This is a genomic window from Mucilaginibacter oryzae (assembly GCF_003148845.1).
GTDB lineage: Bacteria > Bacteroidota > Bacteroidia > Sphingobacteriales > Sphingobacteriaceae > Mucilaginibacter > Mucilaginibacter oryzae.
In genome coordinates, this window is record NZ_QGHA01000006.1 from 203,686 (window position 1) to 222,956 (window position 19,271).

At 46.1% G+C, this 19,271-nt stretch carries 14 protein-coding genes; 6 read left to right on the forward strand and 8 right to left on the reverse strand.

The annotated features are described in order from the left end of the window. Positions 1 to 62: 62 nt before the first annotated feature. The 4 genes from LX99_RS17125 (at position 63) to LX99_RS17140 (ending at position 8,668) form a co-directional block, all read left to right on the forward strand. Complete coding sequence (locus LX99_RS17125) at positions 63 to 4,424, forward strand: CusA/CzcA family heavy metal efflux RND transporter (protein ID WP_109608982.1); 4,362 nt, start codon at positions 63 to 65, stop codon at positions 4,422 to 4,424. An 11-nt stretch (positions 4,425 to 4,435) separates the two neighbouring features. After that, positions 4,436 to 5,566 (forward strand): efflux RND transporter periplasmic adaptor subunit, encoded by a 1,131-nt coding sequence (locus LX99_RS17130; protein WP_022833369.1) that lies wholly within the window; start codon positions 4,436 to 4,438, stop codon positions 5,564 to 5,566. 295 nt (positions 5,567 to 5,861) lie between these two features. Beyond that, positions 5,862 to 6,707 carry a sensor histidine kinase gene (locus LX99_RS17135; RefSeq protein WP_022833370.1) on the forward strand — a complete coding sequence of 282 codons (846 nt, stop codon included), beginning with the start codon at positions 5,862 to 5,864 and terminating at the stop codon, positions 6,705 to 6,707. A 5-nt stretch (positions 6,708 to 6,712) separates the two neighbouring features. Beyond that, positions 6,713 to 8,668 (forward strand): sigma 54-interacting transcriptional regulator, encoded by a 1,956-nt coding sequence (locus tag LX99_RS17140; protein ID WP_109608983.1) that lies wholly within the window; start codon positions 6,713 to 6,715, stop codon positions 8,666 to 8,668. Between the two features lie 340 nt (positions 8,669 to 9,008). Here the strand turns inward: LX99_RS17140 and LX99_RS17145 are convergent, their stop codons facing one another. The 8 genes from LX99_RS17145 to LX99_RS17180 form a co-directional block, all read right to left on the reverse strand. Beyond that, entirely contained in the window at positions 9,009 to 9,869 is an 861-nt protein-coding gene (locus LX99_RS17145; RefSeq protein WP_170122730.1) for a helix-turn-helix domain-containing protein, read from the reverse strand. Positions 9,870 to 10,126: 257 nt separating this feature from the next. Further along, positions 10,127 to 10,612, reverse strand: coding sequence for a YbhB/YbcL family Raf kinase inhibitor-like protein (locus LX99_RS17150; protein ID WP_109608985.1), 486 nt, complete (start codon positions 10,610 to 10,612; stop codon positions 10,127 to 10,129). A 47-nt stretch (positions 10,613 to 10,659) separates the two neighbouring features. Beyond that, on the reverse strand, positions 10,660 to 11,070 hold the full coding sequence (locus LX99_RS17155; protein WP_109608986.1) for a DUF983 domain-containing protein: 411 nt from the start codon (positions 11,068 to 11,070) through the stop codon (positions 10,660 to 10,662). Positions 11,071 to 11,183: 113 nt separating this feature from the next. Continuing rightward, a complete protein-coding gene (locus tag LX99_RS17160) occupies positions 11,184 to 11,720 on the reverse strand; it encodes a carboxymuconolactone decarboxylase family protein (protein WP_109609053.1) in 537 nt (178 codons plus the stop codon). A 145-nt stretch (positions 11,721 to 11,865) separates the two neighbouring features. After that, positions 11,866 to 12,885, reverse strand: coding sequence for an NADPH-dependent aldehyde reductase Ahr (ahr, locus tag LX99_RS17165; protein ID WP_109608987.1), 1,020 nt, complete (start codon positions 12,883 to 12,885; stop codon positions 11,866 to 11,868). A 50-nt stretch (positions 12,886 to 12,935) separates the two neighbouring features. Further along, entirely contained in the window at positions 12,936 to 13,436 is a 501-nt protein-coding gene (locus tag LX99_RS17170; RefSeq protein WP_109608988.1) for a DinB family protein, read from the reverse strand. A 147-nt stretch (positions 13,437 to 13,583) separates the two neighbouring features. Beyond that, a complete protein-coding gene (locus LX99_RS17175; RefSeq protein ID WP_109608989.1) occupies positions 13,584 to 14,399 on the reverse strand; it encodes an alpha/beta fold hydrolase in 816 nt (271 codons plus the stop codon). Positions 14,400 to 14,430: 31 nt separating this feature from the next. Then, entirely contained in the window at positions 14,431 to 15,162 is a 732-nt protein-coding gene (locus LX99_RS17180; RefSeq protein WP_109608990.1) for a hypothetical protein, read from the reverse strand. A gap of 319 nt (positions 15,163 to 15,481) precedes the next feature. On the opposite strand from LX99_RS17180, the gene LX99_RS17190 reads away from it, so the two are divergent. Continuing rightward, positions 15,482 to 16,327, forward strand: coding sequence for an alpha/beta fold hydrolase (locus tag LX99_RS17190; protein WP_109608992.1), 846 nt, complete (start codon positions 15,482 to 15,484; stop codon positions 16,325 to 16,327). Between the two features lie 268 nt (positions 16,328 to 16,595). Then, on the forward strand, positions 16,596 to 19,199 hold the full coding sequence (locus LX99_RS17195) for a tetratricopeptide repeat-containing sensor histidine kinase (RefSeq protein ID WP_170122731.1): 2,604 nt from the start codon (positions 16,596 to 16,598) through the stop codon (positions 19,197 to 19,199). Positions 19,200 to 19,271 lie beyond the last annotated feature (72 nt).

Genomic DNA, 19,271 nt, shown 5'->3' on the forward strand with positions numbered 1-19,271 from the left:
TCTTGCTCACGGATGCCTGTGAATTTTTACAGGCTGTTTATCTCATTTAAATTTTTCTAATTATGCTTAACAGAATCATCGAATTTTCTGTGAGAAATAAGCTTATTGTGGGCCTTTTTCTCATAGCGCTTATCGGCTATGGCATTTTTCAGCTAAGCCGGTTACCCATAGATGCCGTGCCCGATATTACCAATAACCAGGTACAGGTAATTACCCTCGCGCCTTCATTCGGCGCCACCGATATCGAGCGCCTGGTCACCTATCCTATTGAACAGGCCAACACCAATATACCCGGAATGAAAGAGATCCGGAGCTTTTCGCGCTTTGGCCTTTCGCTTGTTACCATCGTTTTTGATGATGGCACAGATATTTACTGGGCCAGGCAGCAGGTAGCCGAACGTTTGCAAAAAGTGCAGGCTGAAATACCGGCGGGTGTAGGCCTGCCCGAACTGGGTCCCGTAAGTACCGGCCTGGGCGAAATTTACCAGTATGTAGTGCGCCCCAAACCCGGTTACGAAAACAAATACGACGCCATGCAGCTTCGTACCATACAGGACTGGATTGTACGCCGCCAATTGCTGGGTGTAAAAGGCGTGGCCGAGGTAAGCAGCTTTGGCGGCAAGCTTAAGCAGTATAGCATTGAAGTAAGTCCTGCCAGCCTGCAAGCCCATGACCTGACCATTAACGATGTATTTAATGCCGTAGAGCGCAATAACAAAAACACCGGCGGGGCCTACATTGAAAAGGGGCCAACCGTGCTGTATATACGTACGCAGGGGCTTTTCAAATCTGTTGACGATATCAGGAACACCATGATCAAAACCCTTGGCAACGGGCAGCCTTTATTTATCCGCGACGTTGCCGAAGTACGCACGGGGTATGCCACCCGCTATGGCGCCATGTGCTATAACGACCAGGGCGAAGTTGCCGGCGCCGTAGTAATGATGCTGAAAGGCGCCAACAGCAGCGAGGTGATTAAAAATGTAAAGGAGCGTGTTGCACTGGTGCAGAAAACCTTGCCCGACGGCGTTATCATTGAGCCGTTTCTGGATCGCACTAAAATGGTGAACAACGCCATTGGTACCGTAGAGCATAACCTGATGGAAGGCGCCCTGATTGTGATCTTTGTGCTGGTGTTGTTTCTGGGTAACCTGCGCGCGGGCTTACTGGTAGCCTCTGTTATACCGCTGGCTATGCTTTTTGCCGTTATTATGATGAACTTATTCGGCGTAAGCGGCAACCTGATGAGCCTTGGGGCGCTTGATTTTGGTTTGATCGTGGATGGCGCGGTGATTATTGTAGAGGCCGTTATGCACAAGCTTAGTCACAGCAAGCATTTTACCAACATCAGCAGGCTGGAGCAACCGCAAATGGATGCCGAGGTAAAAGAATCGGCCGGTAAAATGATGAACAGCGCGGTTTTTGGCCAGGTAATTATTTTGGTGGTTTATTTGCCTATTTTTACCTTGCAGGGCATCGAAGGCAAAATGTTCAGACCAATGGCCCAAACTGTGGCCTTCGCCCTGCTCGGCGCTTTTTTACTTTCGCTTACCTATATACCCATGATGAGCGCGGTGTTTTTAAGCAAAAAGGTTAAACACACTCCTAACCTGTCTGACCGGGTTATGGCCAGGATAGAACATGTATACCAGCACGCGCTTGAAAAAGTATTAGGGTTTCCTAAAATGGTAGTTGCGGGGGTAGTAGTCCTGTTTATGGTGGCGGTGCTGGTATTGACCACCCTGGGCGGCGAGTTTATTCCGGCGCTGGAGGAGGGAGATTTTGCCGTAGATACCAGGGTATTAACCGGCAGCAGCCTTAATACCACTATTGCCAATACGCAAAAAGCGGCTCACCTGCTAAAAACGCAATTTCCCGAAGTAGAAAAAGTAGTTACCAAGATAGGCAGCGGCGAAGTACCCACCGACCCTATGCCTATGGACGCCAGCGACATGATGGTAATCCTGAAGCCCAAGGCAGAATGGACCTCCGCCAAAACTTTTAACGAGCTGTCGCAAAAAATGGGGGCCGCCCTCGAGGCCGTTCCCGGGGTTACCGCCGGATTTCAATTTCCGGTACAAATGCGTTTCAACGAGCTGATGACCGGGGCACGCCAGGATGTGGTTTGCAAAATATTTGGTGAAGATATGGATACCCTGGCCCGTTACGCCAACCGTTTAGGCAGGATCATCAGCACTGTAAACGGCGCGAAAAACCTTTACGTAGAAGCTGTTGGCGGGGTACCGCAAATTTTGGTAAACTATAAGCGTAACGCCATCGCCCAGTACGGGTTGAACATCGACGATATCAACAAAACGGTTAACACCGCGCTGGCCGGGCAAAGCGCCGGTATGATGTTCGAGGGCGAGAAACGTTTTGACGTGGTGGTACGTGTAAGCGGCGAACAAAAGAAAGATCTGAAAGATATACAAAACCTGCTTATAGCCACGCCCGGCGGCATGCAGGTGCCGCTTTACCAGCTGGCTGATGTGGAGATACAGAACGGGCCAAACCAGATTCAGCGTGAGGATGCAAAGAGGCGCATTGTAGTAGGTTTTAACGTGCGCGGGCGCGATGTGCAAAGCATTGTGCAAGAACTGCAGGCCAGGGCCGACCGCGAGTTGAAGCTACCGGCGGGTTATTATATCACCTATGGCGGCGCTTTTGAAAATCTTAACGCGGCCAGGCAGCGGCTCATGATAGCCGTGCCGGTATCGTTACTGCTTATTTTCATATTATTGTACTTCGCGTTCAATTCGGTTAAACAGGGGCTGCTTATCTATTCTGCTATCCCGCTATCTGCCATAGGCGGTATTTTGTTCCTCGCCCTGCGCGGAATGCCGTTCAGTATCAGCGCAGGTGTTGGCTTTATCGCGTTATTTGGCGTAGCGGTACTTAACGGTATTGTATTGATAGCCGAGTTTAATCAGCTCAGGCAGTCAGGGCTTACTGATCTGAAACGCATTGTTTTGATGGGTACCAAAGTAAGGCTTCGACCGGTGATGATGACCGCCTTTGTGGCCTCGCTCGGATTTTTGCCGATGGCCGTAAGCAATGGAGCGGGCGCCGAAGTGCAGCGGCCACTGGCTACGGTAGTGATCGGCGGCTTACTGATAGCAACCTTCTTAACACTGTTTGTGCTGCCCGTACTCTATCTCATCTTCGAAAAAAACACCAGGGTAAAGGCCGGAAAAGTTACTGGCACTGCACTGGTTATAGCTGTGGTTATGACTTGCATGAGCAAACCTGCTGCCGCGCAAACACCCATCAGTTTAAAAGCCGCCACAGACACCGCGCTCAAAAACAACCGCCAGTTAAAGAACGAGCAATTGAAGGCCAAATATCAGCAGTTGCTGATCAGGAGCGGAGCAACATTGCCGCAAACTAACGTATCAGCCGATATCGGGCAGATCAACAGCGTTTATACAGACACGCGGCTTTCCATTAATCAATCCTTTAGTTTTCCTACCGTTTACGCACGCCAAAAAGAATTATTGCGCCTGGAATGGAGTACAGCGGTATTAAATACGGCTGTAAAAGAAGCCGAATTAAAAAGGCAGGTGGGGCAGGTTTACGCGGGGCTTATGTTCCTGAACCAAAAACAGCGATTGTTAAATTATACAGACAGTTTATACCGGGCCTTTTATAACCGCGCGCAATTACGCCTGAACAAAGGCGAAAGTAACATACTGGAAAAAAGCAGTGCAGAAGCATTGGTAGCACAGCTTGAGCTGCAGCAAAATCAGCTGAGGCAGGATATGGCGATATTGCAGCTGCAATTTCAGCTATTGCTTAATACCGGGGAAAACTTTCGCCCTGAAGACAGCCGGTTAAAGATAACCGTTCTGCCAATAACTGCGCTTGACAGCCCCGAACTGGCTCAACACCCTACATTACAGGTACTGGCCCGGCAGCAGGAAGCGGCAAATGCGGCATGGAAACTGGAAAAAAGCCGGCTGCTGCCTGATCTGTCTATCGGTTATGCCAATAGCAGCATTAAAGGGATTGGTGCCGACGACAGGTACTATAATACAGCTTACCGTTTCAACTCGGTTTTATTGGGCGTAGGCATCCCTGTTTTTTCGGGCGGCCAGCGGGCACGGATAAACGGCGCACGGGTTAACCGCCAGATTGCGGCAGATACCTACCAGGCCGGGATGCAGAATATTAAAACAGAATTTGCCGTGGCGCGGGAACGCTATCAAACAGCTTTAAACAATGTATCTGCGTTTGAGTCAAGGTATCTAAAAAATGCAGACCTGATTAGCCTGACGGCTAACAAACAACTGGCCGCGGGTACTATAAACTACCTGGAATGGGTACAGGTTACCACCCAGGCAATCAATATCCGTACTGCATATGCCGACGCGGTAAGAAACCTGAACGAGGCGGCCATACAACTGAACTATATCACCAATAAATGATCTGATAGCATATGAAAACCAATATATTCATCATCGCGGCAGCTTTACTGTTAAGTGCCTGCGGCGATAAAAAGCAAACCAATGATGAACAGGCATCATCGGCTACCGTAAATGAAAATACGGTTAAATTAACAGATGCCCAGTTGCGTAACGCGGGCATTGAAACCGGCGGCCTGGTACAACGGGTAATTTCCGGTACGCTTAAACTGAGCGGCAAGATAGATGTGCCCCCTCAAAACATGATCTCGGTAAGTGTGCCGTTGGGCGGATATCTTAAATCTACCAATTTGCTGCCCGGTATGCATGTAAAAAAAGGTGAAACAATCGCGGTGATAGAGGATCAGCAATACATCCAGCTGCAACAGGATTACCTCACAGCTAAGGCAAAGCTTGGGGTTTTAGAGAAGGATTACCAACGCCAGAAAGAGCTGAACGCCAGCCAGGCAGCCAGCGACAAGGTGGCCCAACAAGCCGAAACCGACTATCGCTCCGACCGTATACTGGTAACTACCTTAGCCGAAAAATTACGGCTTACAGGTATTGACCCGGGCCGGATCAATGAGGGGCATATCGAAAAAAGCATTAATATCCATTCCCCCATCGACGGGTTCGTATCAAAGGTTAATATCAATATCGGTAAATATGTATCACCCACCGAAGTGCTGTTTGAACTGGTTAACCCCACCGATATACACCTGGCCTTAAAAGTATTTGAAAAAGACCTGGGTCAATTACAATTAGGCCAAAAGGTGCTGGCTTACACCAACAATAACCCCGACAAAAAGTACGAATGTAAAATACTCCTGATCGGTCATGACCTATCGGCCGATCGCGCGGCCGACGTGCATTGCCATTTCGAAACGTATGATAAATCGCTCGTACCTGGTACTTACATGAATGCGGAGGTTGAAGTGAAAAATACAGCCGCCAATACACTACCTACAGATGCCATTGTTGATTTCGAGGGAAAATCGTATGTATTCAGGGTTACCGGCGATAAAACTTACCAAATGGTTGAGGTAAAAAGCGAAGAGTCGTTAAACGGATACACGCGGATTGATATTACCAATACAACCGGCAATAAATATGTTACCAAAGGGGCTTATTCATTGCTCATGATGTTAAAAAATAAGGCCGAATAAATAATATGATCAGCAAATGCCTGCACTGTTTTAATAAGGCAGTGCAGGTATTTTGAGAGCATGCCCCCTATCCATGATCATGTTGGCGAGTTTTGGCAGCCCCCTGCGTTGGGAATATTTTAGTTCTTTCGCTGTTAATAGTCGTTGCGATACGATATTTCGCCTCTCCTGAACATCCTCTTAGCTTATAAAAAACTGAATAATAAGGCATTGACTAAATGGCATCAGAGTTGTAAACTTCTTGTTGCTAACTTTAATTGTCAGTTATAAGCTCTCTTATTATCAAATTGATATAATGTTAAAAAACGGAGTTCTAAACTCGCAGGTGGTGTGTTGGCTTACAGGTGCTGTTAACTGGCTGCTTAGCATTAAACTTTCCGATACCATATTTTTTTTATCAGCAGGCGGTTATTTAATCTGTGGGATAGTAATGCTTGTCGGGATTTTATCCTGGTTGTTTTTAAAATGGCGCAAGGTACTGCTGCTTAACCAGCAAAAGCTTGAAAAAGCTAACGAAATGCTGGTAAGCGAATTGAACCATCGCGTTAAAAATAACCTGCAAATTGCAATAAGTTTACTAAGAGGGCAGGCAGATTATGAAGAAAATGCCGAAATTGCTGAAGCAATAAACGATGGCTGCAACAGATTGTACGTAATGTCGCTCGCATTTCATTCCTTATATAACGGAGAATTGCTTTCGGCGATAGCGATGGAGGATTATCTGGATAAACTCATTTTTTATCTCGCAGATGAATTTGAGAACAGGCAGGGGATCATTATAGAAAGCGACATTGCCCCCTGTTCGCTCGCTATCGAGATGGCCGTCCCAATAGGGCTCATTATCAGCGAGGCGGTGAGCAATGCTTTTAAATTCGCGTTTCCGGACGGGCATACCGGCCGGATTAAAATCGAGCTGAAAAAAATGGCCAATGTTATCATCCTTAGTATAAGCGATAACGGCGTTGGCCTGCCTGAAAAACTTGAAACATCGCAGGGACAGGCTTTTGGCCTTAGCCTGATTAAAGGGTTAGGGAAACAGCTTTCGGCCAGGGTTAATATTGAAAACGCGAAAGGTGTAACGGTTTCGGTAGAAATTGAATCCCCGGGCGACGAATTAACAAGCACCAAAAATGCAACATAGGGTAAATGAAACAGAACATACTGATTGTAGAAGACGAATTTATCGTAGCGAACGATCTCCGGATTAAGTTAACCAAAGCCGGGTATTCGGTTTGCGGCATCGCGGCCTCTGTTGAAGAGGCTGAGCAGCTTATCGAAAAGCAGAAACCAACCTGGGTACTGCTTGATATTTTTCTCTCCAACGATTCGAAAGGGACTGATCTGGCCCCTTTGCTTGCCTCTAAAAATATCGGTTTCATCTATATTTCTGCCAATACCAACCAGTCTGTTCTTGAAACGGCTAAAGCAACCCACCCCTATGGTTTCCTGGTGAAGCCTTTCCGCGAGAAGGACCTGCTCATTATGCTGGATATCGCCCTTCAAAAACACCAGGCTAACTTATTAATGCAGCAACAGCGCGAGCAAATATTCCGGATGCAGTTAGATGGGATGGACCGCGGGCGCGGCACCATGCTTGAAAAAACAGCCAAACTCCCGGTGATCATACAGGGCTTCCTCGCCTTCGATATGTTAAGGATTATCCTTCCGCCGGGCATGGAAACAGACCACATCGCGTTTGTGAGGACCGGGTATGAAGAGTATGAAACATTTGTTAATGAACAACTCGCGGCAGCAGCGGGCGTTGGCTTAAAAGATTGGTCGGAAAATAAAGCAAACCGGTTAGATCTGGAATCAGGCGAATTTAAAAATGGCGCAGATTATCACCGGCTGCTGCTACACGATATTACAGAAAAGCGATTAAGCACGCAATTCAGGCTGGCGTGTATGATGGCTGTAAAAAGGCGGTTAAAAAACGGGAAGCACTTCGTTCTTGCTTTTTACAGTAAAAACGATGACATGTATACTGAAGTTCAGTTCAATATGCTGCGCCGCGCGGCGGCCTCGCTTGATGCATTCATGGAACATATTATCAACGACAGTTATTCAGCCTTACCCGGACGCGCGGATCTCCCCGCCAGGAAACCTTCAGCTATAAAACCGTTTAGCGATGAATCAAAATTTGACGGCATCATAGGCAAAAGTAACTCCCTTGTTGCGGTGCTTGATCAGATTGACTTGGTTGCCACCTCCCCCACCTCGGTACTGATTACCGGCGAAAGCGGAACCGGCAAAGAGCGTGTTGCACAATGCATTCACAAAATGTCGTTACGTGCCAAAAATCCGTTGGTAGTAGTAAACTGCGCGGCGTTACCGGCTAACCTCGTAGAGTCTGAACTTTTCGGGCATGAAAGAGGAGCCTTTACCGGCGCGGTCGACAAGCGGATCGGGAAGTTTGAGCAAGCCAATGGCGGCACGATATTTTTAGACGAAATAGGCGAACTTACCCTCGAGGCACAGGTAAAGTTGCTCCGTGTGCTCCAGGAAATGGAGTTTGAACGCGTTGGCGGCGGTAAACCCATAAAAGTTGATGTACGGATAATAGCGGCAACCAACCGCAACCTGGAGAAAGAAGTAGCCGACGGCCGCTTCCGTCTCGACCTTTATTACCGGTTGAATGTGTTTCCAATTTTTGTCCCTCCGCTTCGTGACAGGAAGGACGACATAGGTATACTGGCGAAAAATTTTGTGGAAAAATTCGCTTTAAAAACCGGTCGCCCTGTTACCGGAATAAGTTCTGCCGCCATAAACCAGCTAAAAGGTTATCATTGGCCGGGTAATATCCGCGAACTCGAGCATTTTATTGAAAGGCAGGTGCTCATCAAAGCCAAAGGAATAATTGAACAACTGGCAATGCCGCAAAGCCCGGCGCAGCCTGTTAACGAAAATGCCGGTTCAGAAGCAAAACTACCGCTTAAAACCATGGAAGAGATGGAAGCCAATTATATTGTACATGTACTGAAAAACTGCCACGGCCGTATCGGGGGGGCCGGGGGAGCTGCCGAAATTTTGGGCATGCCGCCGAGCACCCTTCATTCCAGGATAAAAAAGTTAGGGATCAAGAGGGAATTCAGCGCCGATTAACAAACGGAAAGATTGAAAAAGGGGAGCTATATAAACTAAAGCAATTCCCATAAGGGAGATCTCTTTTAACCCATTGTAAAAATTATCGGTATAGATAGCTTAAAAAATTTAGCACAATTTTTTACGAATTATCCAATTACACGAATGCTACATAATAGAAAATAACCATTCGTGTAATTCGTTGAATTGTGCCCGACCTGAAAGGTAATTCGTGTGAAAATTTCTTTACACCATCTCCATAAACAGCAGCAACTTTTTAAAAAGTAATTCTCCTGCAATGCCATAAATAACCACCTGTGCCGGGCAACCGCAAGCGCCACCTTGATGCTTTGGCTTAACGCTACGCTGCCATCCCCCTTCTAAAATCGGTAAAACGCACACCCGTAGTACGTTTAAAAAACTTGCTAAAATGCGATACATCAAAAAAACCGAGGTTATAGGCCACCTCTTTCATGGTTAGCTCCTGCATGCTCATTAATTTTTTTGCCTCGGCCAATACCCGCTGCTGGATGTAGTGGCTGGTATTAAAACCGAGGTTTTCTTTAATGATAAAATTTAAATACGATGGGCTTACCGCAAGAAGATTTGCATAATCGGCCGGCATTTTGAGTGTTGTAAAATGCTCATCAAGCAGCGCGAAAAAACGGTTAATGTGATAAATGCAACGGTTTAGCATAACGGGTTGCTTTTCGGCCCTGATCTTGTTTAAGTAAAGCGTTAAAACCTGGAAAAGCGCCTTTAAGATAGCATCCTTTAAGCCGTTGTCTGTTTGATATTCCCGGTACAACCTGCATACAACCTCGTTTAAAAAGGCACGCTCCTGCTCAGGGATGGTGATTTTGCCAACAGCATTAATTGAATGAAACTTTTGCGCCATCTGGGCCGAGTTAAGCGCCGCCTGGATAAATTCAAATGAGAAAGAAAATATGTACCCATAAACGTCCTGGCCAGCCAAAATCACCAAATGCTGTCTCGGCTTAAAAATAACCATGTTAGCCGGGTCGAGGGTTAGCGCCTCGCCCGAAGCGCGGCACTCACAGCAGCCCTTCTCTATAAAGATAAAGGTATAACACTGCTGATCTTCTAACGACCGCTTTTCGTAACAGGCCGGCTTTAATGCCGATACGCTAAAAAAGGAATTTCCTTTATCCTGTTTCGCTGTTGATTTTTTGTTTGCGCCGGTTGATGCTGGGGTAGTCATAAGCTTTGATTGATAAAAGCTAATTAGCCAAGAATGCACCATTAACACAACAATCTGAAAATCAACAAAATTCACAACAAATATCAAATCCAACAATCGATATATAGCATAAATACGATTTTCCGGCTCTAAATACCAAGCTGTGATAACCGGATTTAACGGGTTAAAAAGAAGCGGTATAATTGACCTTACCAAACATTTTTCAGCCTACATATGGGCAATGCCAATCCATCTGATGGGTATGAGATGTATGTCGCTTAAACCTTCAGGTAAGCAACTATGGATGACTTTGCAAGCACAAGCTCATTCATCATGATACCAACAAAAGCCGGGGTTGCTGTTTCATCAAGGTTCAGCAATTTGCTGAGGGCATGAACGGTAATGATGTAGGGGTGAAAACCGCTTCCGGGGATAGTAACGGGACCGCCGTAACCGGTTTTTCCAAAATCATTTAAACTACTTACCGCCTCTGGCGGCAACAAGTGCGGGGCTGTACTTCCCGCGCCCCTGGCAAGCGATGTAATAGTTGCAGGTATGTTAAAAACAACCCAGTGCCACCACCCGCTGCCGCTTTGGGTTGCCGGGTCATACATGGTAATGGCAAATGCCCTGGTTTGTTCAGGTGCATTTTCCCAGTAAAGGTCGGGAGATTGATTACCCCCGTTTACGCCCAGTCCATCATAAAAATACTCAGAAGTGAACTGACCGCTCAACTCGCGGCTTTTTAATGTGAAAGTATTCATCGTATAGGATAGATTTTTGATTACGGCGATATAAAATCAGGTTGATCTTATTCAACGGTCTCATCTTTGCTCAGCTCAGGGTTATAATGAATTCCAGGGGTTAGCCAGTACAAAAGTATAACCCTTGAGTACCTGAAATTAAACGGCGACAACACCAGGCAAACAAACAATATCACCAGCGTGTATAACCACGGATTGCTGCTCCCGGTAAGTATGTTAATAGCAAGCGCCACTGCTACAAACTCTGCTACGTTCATGGCGTAGCTCACAAACATCGCCACATAAAAATATCCCGGTTCTATCTCGAACGTCAGGTGACAATGCTCGCAGGTGTTGTTCATTTTTTGACCGGAAAAGCCGTACATACTGTTAGCAAACATGTTTCCTTTTCTGCAGCGCGGACATTTGGAATGCAGAAAAGCCGGCCATGTGGCGATGCGGTAATTTTTGGTTTCCATTAGTTTAGGGGTTAGTTATTTCAGAGGCTTAGTAATTCATTTTAGCCCGATTTTTATTGGTCCCGCTACATAAACCGGCGGCCGCGCATAACAGCATGGCTGCCGGTTTCTGGTTAAAGCGCCGGTACCGGCGGGAAATCTACCGGCGGATTTGTTACCGCATAAACGTAGTTGGTAATGATCCTCAAGCCCGTGAGGAAAATAACATCTATCACGCTGCCTTTACTATATCCGTTGGCAATGAAATTGTCTACGATACTCTGGTCGCCGTGGCCCTTGTTTTCGGCAACGCTTTTCGCCAACTTTACCAGGGCGTCATATTTAGGATTGAAAGATGCCCTGCCGCTCCTGATCTCCATGATCTGTTCATCATTGAAACCATTCATTTTTGCAAATTTGCTGTGCGCGGCCAGGCAGTATTCGCAATTATTTACCTGGCTAACAATTAGGTTCACTATTTCTTTTTCTTTGCCGGTTAGCGATGTTTTAGCGTTTTGAGCTGCTAAAAACGCCGGTAGCGCATGCTCCGAGTAAGCGAAGTTTGCGTACAGGTTTGGCACAAAGCCTAACGATTTTTGCAGCATATCAAAGATGTTTTGATTGGCTTCTGAAACCTGGTTTCTTGCAGGCACCTCAAATAAAGTTTCCATTTGAATTAAAATTAGCCGCCCATGCATGGTATAGTGATGTACCGGGAAGGCGTTTATGTTATAAAATGATTGTACGGTTGGTGAAATGAAGCCGGAAAACATGTGTTAGCCACCTACGCTTTCCGGCAACGGTTAAGAAATTATGTTATTCAAAATCGGCATCCAAAACCACCCGGTAGTTGGCTTTCCCGGATTCAAGGTGCGCGATGGCATCATTAATTTTACTCATCGGAAAATGCTCAACCATAGCGCGGATGTTGTGCCTCGCGGCAAAGCGTAGCATGGCGTTAAAAGCAGACCGGGAACCGGCAGGCGAGGCAGATACGCTTGTTTGCGGGATGAGTAATGACAAAACCGACACCGGTATGGCTTCAAAAGGAATACCTACAAAATGTAAACGGCCTTTAGGGGCAAGCATGGCAATTATCTTATCCCAATCCAGCGCTACGCTAACTGTAATAATGATCAGGTCGAATTTTCCTTTAAGCACCTCCCATTCCAACGGATCCCTGCTTGATACAATCTGGTCTGCACCAAGTTTCAGGGTTTCGGCACGTTTGGCCGGGGAAGAAGAAAACGCGGTTACCTCACTACCCCAGGCGTGCGCAAACTGTACTGCCAAATGCCCGAGGCCACCAATGCCAAATACGCCTATCTTATCTGTTGGTTTTACACCATATTCAAGCAAGGGGTAAAAAACCGTTATACCCGCGCAAAAAAGCGGCCCTGCTTCTGTAGCTTCAATGCCTTCCGGAACCGGTATTACCCATAGCCAATGCGCCTTAATACGGCTTGCAAAACCGCCGTGACTACCCAGGATGGTTGTTTTAAGGTTGATACACAAATGCGGATCGCCGTTTAAACATGGGTCGCAATGCCCGCAGCTTTCCTTGTTCCAGCCTATGCCAACGGTTTGCCCTATATAAAGGCCCTTGTTTTTGGCTACATCGCCCAATGCAACTATCTTGCCGGTAACCTCATGGCCGGCTACAATGGGATAAGGCAAGCCAAAGTCGCCATTAAGCGCGGTAAGGTCGGTGTGGCAAAGCCCGCAGTTGTCAATTGCAACTTCTACTTCTTCGGGGCTAAGTTGTGATAATTCATAAGTAAATGGAACCAGTTTTCCCTTCGGCTCCATTTGGGCCCATGCGTTTACTTTACTCATTTGATGAAATGTTTGGTGTTTGATGAATGGCTAAAAAAAATGATTGATTGTTACTTTGCTACCGGAAGCTCCCAAAACGCCCAGTCTTCCCGTACCGGCCCGTAAAGTTCAGGTACCTCCAGGCCTGCCAATCGCATTAGTACGGTCATCTGGCTTCTGTGATGTACTTCGTGGTGGGTGAGTAATGATAAGATATCGCCCCTGCGCCATTGATGATTATACAACTCTGCTTCATCATTAAGCATCCCGTCTGTCCACTGGGCCTCCACAGCCTTTGCCATTTTAGCGTGTATATCCAGGTATAGTGCATTGATATCACTCATAGCCGGGGGAAGCGGCTCTTCAGCAAGTTCCTCACCTTTAAGCAATCCGGTTTGAATACCTATCTGCATCATCACCTGCGGAATGTGAAAGGCAAGCCTTTCGAGTGTCCGCACCTTTTCATTTAAAATAACAGCTTTATATTCTTCCGGAATCATTGCGTAGATCTTGCTGGTTCTACCTTTTTCGTAAGCCCAGTCTTCCAGGAATTCTTTAATTCGATAATACATTGGTTCTCTTTTGATAAGTTAATAGCCGCTATCCGGTTTCGTACCCTTACAGGTCAACCCTACCCTTTTAGTTATGCGGTATGGCAAGTTAGTAGTATGGTAACAGACAGATGCCTGATTTCGAGCAAGTACAAAACCGGAACGAGTTTATATATCGCGATAACCACCGCTAACCCAGTTTATTAGAATATCGGCATATTCGCTATGTGTATCTTCCCAGGCATAGTGCCCTGAGTTTAAAATGCTAAACTTGTTTTTGGGTAATTGTTCGTGAAGTACTTCGCCATTCTTTAATATAGCCAGGGGATCATCCTTCCCCCAGATAATTTGTACTGGTATCCGGATCTCTCGAAGATCAAGTTTTGGCAGGTCGTGCGGAAGCTTTTTCAGGAACAGCATCGTGTCCCAAAAGCGCCCGTCCTCGTAGCTGTTCATATAATCTTCCCTTACATCGGCCGGAAGCTGGTATTGTGTCATATTAGCTAACGCCCCTGAGATGATGGCCTTACTTCCCAGCTTTTTAAGGCCATCAAGGGTTGGTTCCATGATCATATCCGTCAGGATACCATCCGCCTGGATCGGGAATACACAGGCAGCGCTTCCGATAATGGCGCTTTTTATTTTTTCGGGATGATATTGCGCGATAAAAAGCGCGACGCTCGAACCCACATCCGGTCCCGCGATATGCGCGGATTCCCAGTTAAAATGCGCAATTGCTTTGATAACAAACGCAGACAGCGCGATGGGTGCAAGCAATTCGGCACGGCTTTGAGATTTTCCGAAGCCCGGCAGGTCGATAGCTATAACATTTGCCATAGCTGCCAGTTTATCCCATATCGGCTCAAAAGCCCTGATGCTCTCGGGTAGGGGGCTTAACAGTAAAATATTTTCGGAGAAGTTACCGGCGCTCTTCGCGTAACGAATTTCGAGGTTATCGATAATTGTCGTTTCAAGTTTTAACATGATCAATCAGATAAGAATTGCCTTTCACAGATTATAAATATTCTATGCTTAGAACGTCGATAGAAACCAGGAGCGGTTCTGCCAGCGCGTTATTAGAAGCATCATCAAGGGGAAGAATACGATGCCTGGCCGGTACTTTTATACCCTGAACTTCCCTGTAATCGCTATAGTAATGAGCGGCGGAGTTATTTCCTAAAACCTCGGGCCAATAATCATGGCGTTTCATCAAACCATCGGCAGATATATAAAAAACCTGCCTTTTGCTATGAGTGGTTATAGTATCCGGAAAAATTACCTCGAGCCTTCTCCAGGTTTCGCCATTTTCTTCCCACGGTTCCATTTCCAGGAAATGAAACCCGGGCAACGCGAACAGGAAAGGCGCGGTAAGATAGTTCCAGGTTGCATAACTGCAGAAATAGGCCAACTGCATACGGCTCCACGGGGTCATGATATTGTGGCCTTCGAAAGAAGCCCTTGCATTGATCAATTCTTCAACTTTCTCATCCGCCTCGTTAAGCAGAAAAACGTCTTTACCGTTAAAGCTTGAACGTAACCCTGCCCCAAACATCGGCGACCAGCTATCCAGAAGCGTGTGCGTGTTGCCCGTAAAATAAACATCGTTCATTACGCCTTCGTGCCCTTTTACGCCCCAGGTAATGCCCCCTAATGATACATGAGCTTTAACGGTATTGAACTTGTTCCATGTGGTTAAGCCTCCGTGCGATTCCAGCACAAAGTCTACCAGTTGTTTCGCGTCTTTCATATAATTAACTTGTAGTTTGGCTCAAAATTACCGCCCGGGGCCGGGCAGGCCAATGTACAGAACAGGCATTTACTTGTAAGAAACGAGCGTGTTGATATCGCACATGCCCCGGTGCATAAAACGATAGGATTACAGGTAAACCCCTTGCGTTTGTAAATCCATTCCGTAATATCAAAAAACTTAAAGCATACCATAATTACCGCAATTGATACACTAACGCGCTGCTTTATCAGGGATAGCTTTGTTTGCTGCCTGCCACCCCATCAAATTTAAAACGGCGGGTTAAACCAACAACGACTTTACATTTAAAATCATTACCATGAACCAGCAAGTATTTAACTATGTAGCTGTACCCACTCAATACGTAGAGGTTGAGGGGATCCGTTACGCTTACAGAAGCCTTGGCAAACCCGGTAAAGTGCCGGTTGTATGCCTGCAGCATTTTACCGGAACCCTTGATAACTGGGACCCGGTTATTGTAGATGGGCTTGCAACCGAGCGCCCGGTTATTTTGATAGATAACACCGGCGTAGGTAACTCAGGCGGACAAACCCCGGATAACGTTTTGGATATGAGCAGGGATGCGATCAAGGTGATAAGCGCTTTAGGGATTCAAAAATGCGATTTGCTTGGCTTTTCGCTGGGTGGCTTCCTGGCACAGGCCATGACCAGCCTGAAGCCCGAGCTTTTCAGAAAACTCATTATTGTTGGCGCCGCGCCCCAGGGTGCAAAAGCGTTGCATTCATTCCCGCAGCTGGTTGAAAAAGCCTTCGCGCTACCGCCAAAAGAGCAGTACCTGTTTGTGTTTGCCACAAAATCTGAAAATAGCAGGGCGAAAATAGCGGCCACGCTCGAGAGGTTATATATCCGGACCGATGATCGTGACCAAAGCGCGACTATGGATGCCATTAAAGCCCAGATCAGCGCCCTGACCCGCTGGGGAACAGACCCGGTAACAATCGATCTTTCAAAAATTACCCAGCCCGTTTTAATTGTGCAGGGAAGCGACGACGAAATGATGGACAGCGCGGCTTCGCTCGATATGTACAAAAAACTACCGCACGCGGTGCTGATTTATTATCCTGACGCCGCGCACGGATCGTTTAACCAGTACCCTGAGCTTTTTGTTGAACAAGCCAACTCATTTCTGAACAAATTTGATTAGCGTGTTGCCGTAAAATTCCCGGCATGATAGCGCCGGGAATTTTTAAAATGGACTTAAAAGCAAACCCTTTTATAAATAATTTTATTGAAATAAGGACTAACCCAGGTCTTTAAGGTGATACGTGTAGCTTCCGGGAGGATCCGGATAAAGCTACCGGCAACCATTTTCGAAATCGACATTCCCGATCATTACCGGCAGGTATATAGGTAATTCCTTTTTTTGAGTATTTTAGAGGTGACTATCTATGTTCGCGTTACGCGGTTATTTAATGATGCCAACAAAATTTGATTATCTCAAACGTGTACTTACCTGTAACCAACAAAAAAAAGGGTTTAAACTGCTATGCGGCACCCTTTTATTGTTGTTTACCGGCATTTGTGCGCTGGCGCAAAACACCACATCATCCCTTGCGGTAAAACTGGAAGATGAAACAGAAGCCTTTAGCCTGTTAAAGAAGGCAGCTGGAATGCCGGAAGATACCAATCGTGTTAATTTACTCATTAAAGCCGCACATATTTACTGGCATCAAAGAACCGCGGATAACCATGGCGTTGATAGTTGCTATCTATACGCAAAACAGGCTTACGCCCTCAGCCTCAAAATCAACTATGTTACCGGGCGCAGCGAAGCCGCATTTTTGCTATGTAAGGTTTACACCAAAAAAAACACCGTTGAACCGGCCCTTATTCTAGCCCGGAAAGCCTACGGCGAACTCCGGGCCAGGTTACTGTTATCCATTGCCGAACATTATGCTTTTGATTTCGAGCCGGGTCAGAAAGAATTCGTTTTGGCTGTTCCGCTTATTGACGAAGCCAGGCGTACCGCCCGGGCAAGCCGCTCAGATCTGTGGCAGGATGAATGCAGTATCCTTACCGGTAAATACCAGCTAAAACTTGGAAACGTAAGCAATGCAAAAGCCGCTTTTATGGAGGTGGTAAACGCGGCCCATAGACAAAAAAATTACGCGAGGGAAGCCAACGGATGGTCGATGTTGGGCAACAGGATGCCCGAAGACGACAGCACCTTCAGAAACAACATTTATTACCATGAACAGGCCGTAAAATATTACCTGCTTGCCGGGCAAAAAAAAGACGCAGCCTACAGCCTGAGAGACCTCGCGATCGTCAATGGTAACTATAACCAGTCCGACTCGTCAGAACAACAGTTGTTAAGGTGTGTCTCGTTGCTGAAATCAGTAAACGAGAGAATTTCGATCATGACCTATACAACCCTTGCCGATTTTTACAGGATTAATGGCAAATATGATAAAGCCTTAGCATATGCATTTGAAGCATTGAATGTTAAAAACGACAACCAACTCAATAAGCTGAATACCTACATCGTACTCGGCAGGATATATCATTTGCTGAAATCATACCCTGAGGCGCTCAAATATTATACAATAGTGTTTAATTACGCGAGAGGAAAAAACTGGCCCTACCAATATTCTTTAGCGACAGATATTGCCCACGTAACAGCCGAATCGGGAGAACCGCAAAAAGCGTTAAATTTTTTATCCGGTTTTAATAAAACGTCACCGCCCGTTTTAGCCAATTTCAAGCAATTGGTGGCGGCAACCTTTGCCGATATCTATAACCAGATTGGGGATTATAAAAAGGCCGAAAGCTTTTATCTAAAGATGCTAAGCTATAACGCCGCAGTTATTGCAGAAAACAAAAAAAACTTAGACCGCATTAACACAACGCTTTCGGGTGCCGCCGGTTATTACACTATCGGTAAGTTTTATATCCAAAGAAAAGAATATAAAAAAGCAAAAGGCTACCTTTTACAATCACTTCAAAGCCAGCAATATATAGATGCGGAGCAGAAAATAGATACCGACCATCTCTTATTCAAGGCCGATTCGGCATTGGGTAATTACCTTTCTGCCATACGCCATTTTGAAAGGCAAAAAACCTTGTACGACTCTGTAAACAGCGTTGCCAAAAGCAGGCAGATCTCAGAACTGAATTTAAAATACGAAACAGCAAAGCGGTTAAAGGATATCAAAGACCTGCAAAACAACCAGTTGATACAGAAAGCCAAATTACAACGCGCCGATTTTATAAGGAACATTATTTTAGGGGGCGCCGTGATGTTCCTGCTGCTGGCGTTACTGGCCTACAACGGTTACCGCAGCAAGAAAAAAGCTAACGTTAAGATTACCGCGCAGCGCGAAGAGATCAGGCTGCAATACCAAACCCTGCAGCAGTTACTGGCAGAAAAAGATAATTTTATAAAAGAAAAAGACTGGCTGCTAAAAGAAATTCATCACCGGGTTAAAAACAACCTGCAAATTGTAATGAGCCTGTTGAGCACCCAATCGGCATATTTACAAAATGACGATGCCATTGAAGCGATTCTTGAAAGCGAAAACCGCGTACAGTCAATAGCCCTTATTCATCAAAAGCTTTACAATAGCGATAACCTGGCCAGTATCAGCATGCCGGATTATACCGCCGATCTTATCCTGCAACTATCCCGCGCGTTTGACACCCCGGCCCGAAAAATAAAGATACTGTATAACATAGAAGATATATTTATCGACCTTTCGCAGGCTGTACCCCTGGGCCTTGTATTGAACGAAGCCATCACCAATTCCATAAAATACGCTTTTGGCCCGGCCGGAGGCGAAATATCGGTCACTTTTAAGCGCACTAACCCTGGTTTAGCTTTGTTATCAGTTGCAGATAACGGTAAAGGCTTACCCCCCGACTTTAATATAAGCTCAACCAACTCGCTCGGAATGGAAATGATGCAGGGCTTAAGTAAGCAATTGAAAGGAACGATCAGGATTGAAACAAGATCAGGCACGCTGATACAAATGGAGTTTGAATTGATGCCTACTTTGCAAAAGTTCGTGAGCGCGTAATCGTTGTCCGGCTCTATTTTTAATACGATTTTCTTTCCCCTAAAGGTATGCTTACTTTCTGTTTGCTGCGGG

What these genes read in the sequence shown, in the direction of transcription:
- LX99_RS17195 (WP_170122731.1), top strand. Translation starts at nt 16,596, where the DNA reads ATGATGCCAACAAAATTTGATTATCTCAAACGTGTACTTACCTGTAAC.
- LX99_RS17140 (WP_109608983.1), top strand. Translation starts at nt 6,713, where the DNA reads ATGAAACAGAACATACTGATTGTAGAAGACGAATTTATCGTAGCGAAC.
- LX99_RS17180 (WP_109608990.1), bottom strand. Translation starts at nt 15,162, where the DNA reads ATGAAAGACGCGAAACAACTGGTAGACTTTGTGCTGGAATCGCACGGA.
- LX99_RS17175 (WP_109608989.1), bottom strand. Translation starts at nt 14,399, where the DNA reads ATGTTAAAACTTGAAACGACAATTATCGATAACCTCGAAATTCGTTAC.
- LX99_RS17145 (WP_170122730.1), bottom strand. Translation starts at nt 9,869, where the DNA reads ATGACTACCCCAGCATCAACCGGCGCAAACAAAAAATCAACAGCGAAA.
- LX99_RS17135 (WP_022833370.1), top strand. Translation starts at nt 5,862, where the DNA reads ATGTTAAAAAACGGAGTTCTAAACTCGCAGGTGGTGTGTTGGCTTACA.
- LX99_RS17130 (WP_022833369.1), top strand. Translation starts at nt 4,436, where the DNA reads ATGAAAACCAATATATTCATCATCGCGGCAGCTTTACTGTTAAGTGCC.
- ahr (WP_109608987.1), bottom strand. Translation starts at nt 12,885, where the DNA reads ATGAGTAAAGTAAACGCATGGGCCCAAATGGAGCCGAAGGGAAAACTG.
- LX99_RS17155 (WP_109608986.1), bottom strand. Translation starts at nt 11,070, where the DNA reads ATGGAAACCAAAAATTACCGCATCGCCACATGGCCGGCTTTTCTGCAT.
- LX99_RS17190 (WP_109608992.1), top strand. Translation starts at nt 15,482, where the DNA reads ATGAACCAGCAAGTATTTAACTATGTAGCTGTACCCACTCAATACGTA.
- LX99_RS17125 (WP_109608982.1), top strand. Translation starts at nt 63, where the DNA reads ATGCTTAACAGAATCATCGAATTTTCTGTGAGAAATAAGCTTATTGTG.
- LX99_RS17170 (WP_109608988.1), bottom strand. Translation starts at nt 13,436, where the DNA reads ATGTATTATCGAATTAAAGAATTCCTGGAAGACTGGGCTTACGAAAAA.
- LX99_RS17150 (WP_109608985.1), bottom strand. Translation starts at nt 10,612, where the DNA reads ATGAATACTTTCACATTAAAAAGCCGCGAGTTGAGCGGTCAGTTCACT.
- LX99_RS17160 (WP_109609053.1), bottom strand. Translation starts at nt 11,720, where the DNA reads ATGGAAACTTTATTTGAGGTGCCTGCAAGAAACCAGGTTTCAGAAGCC.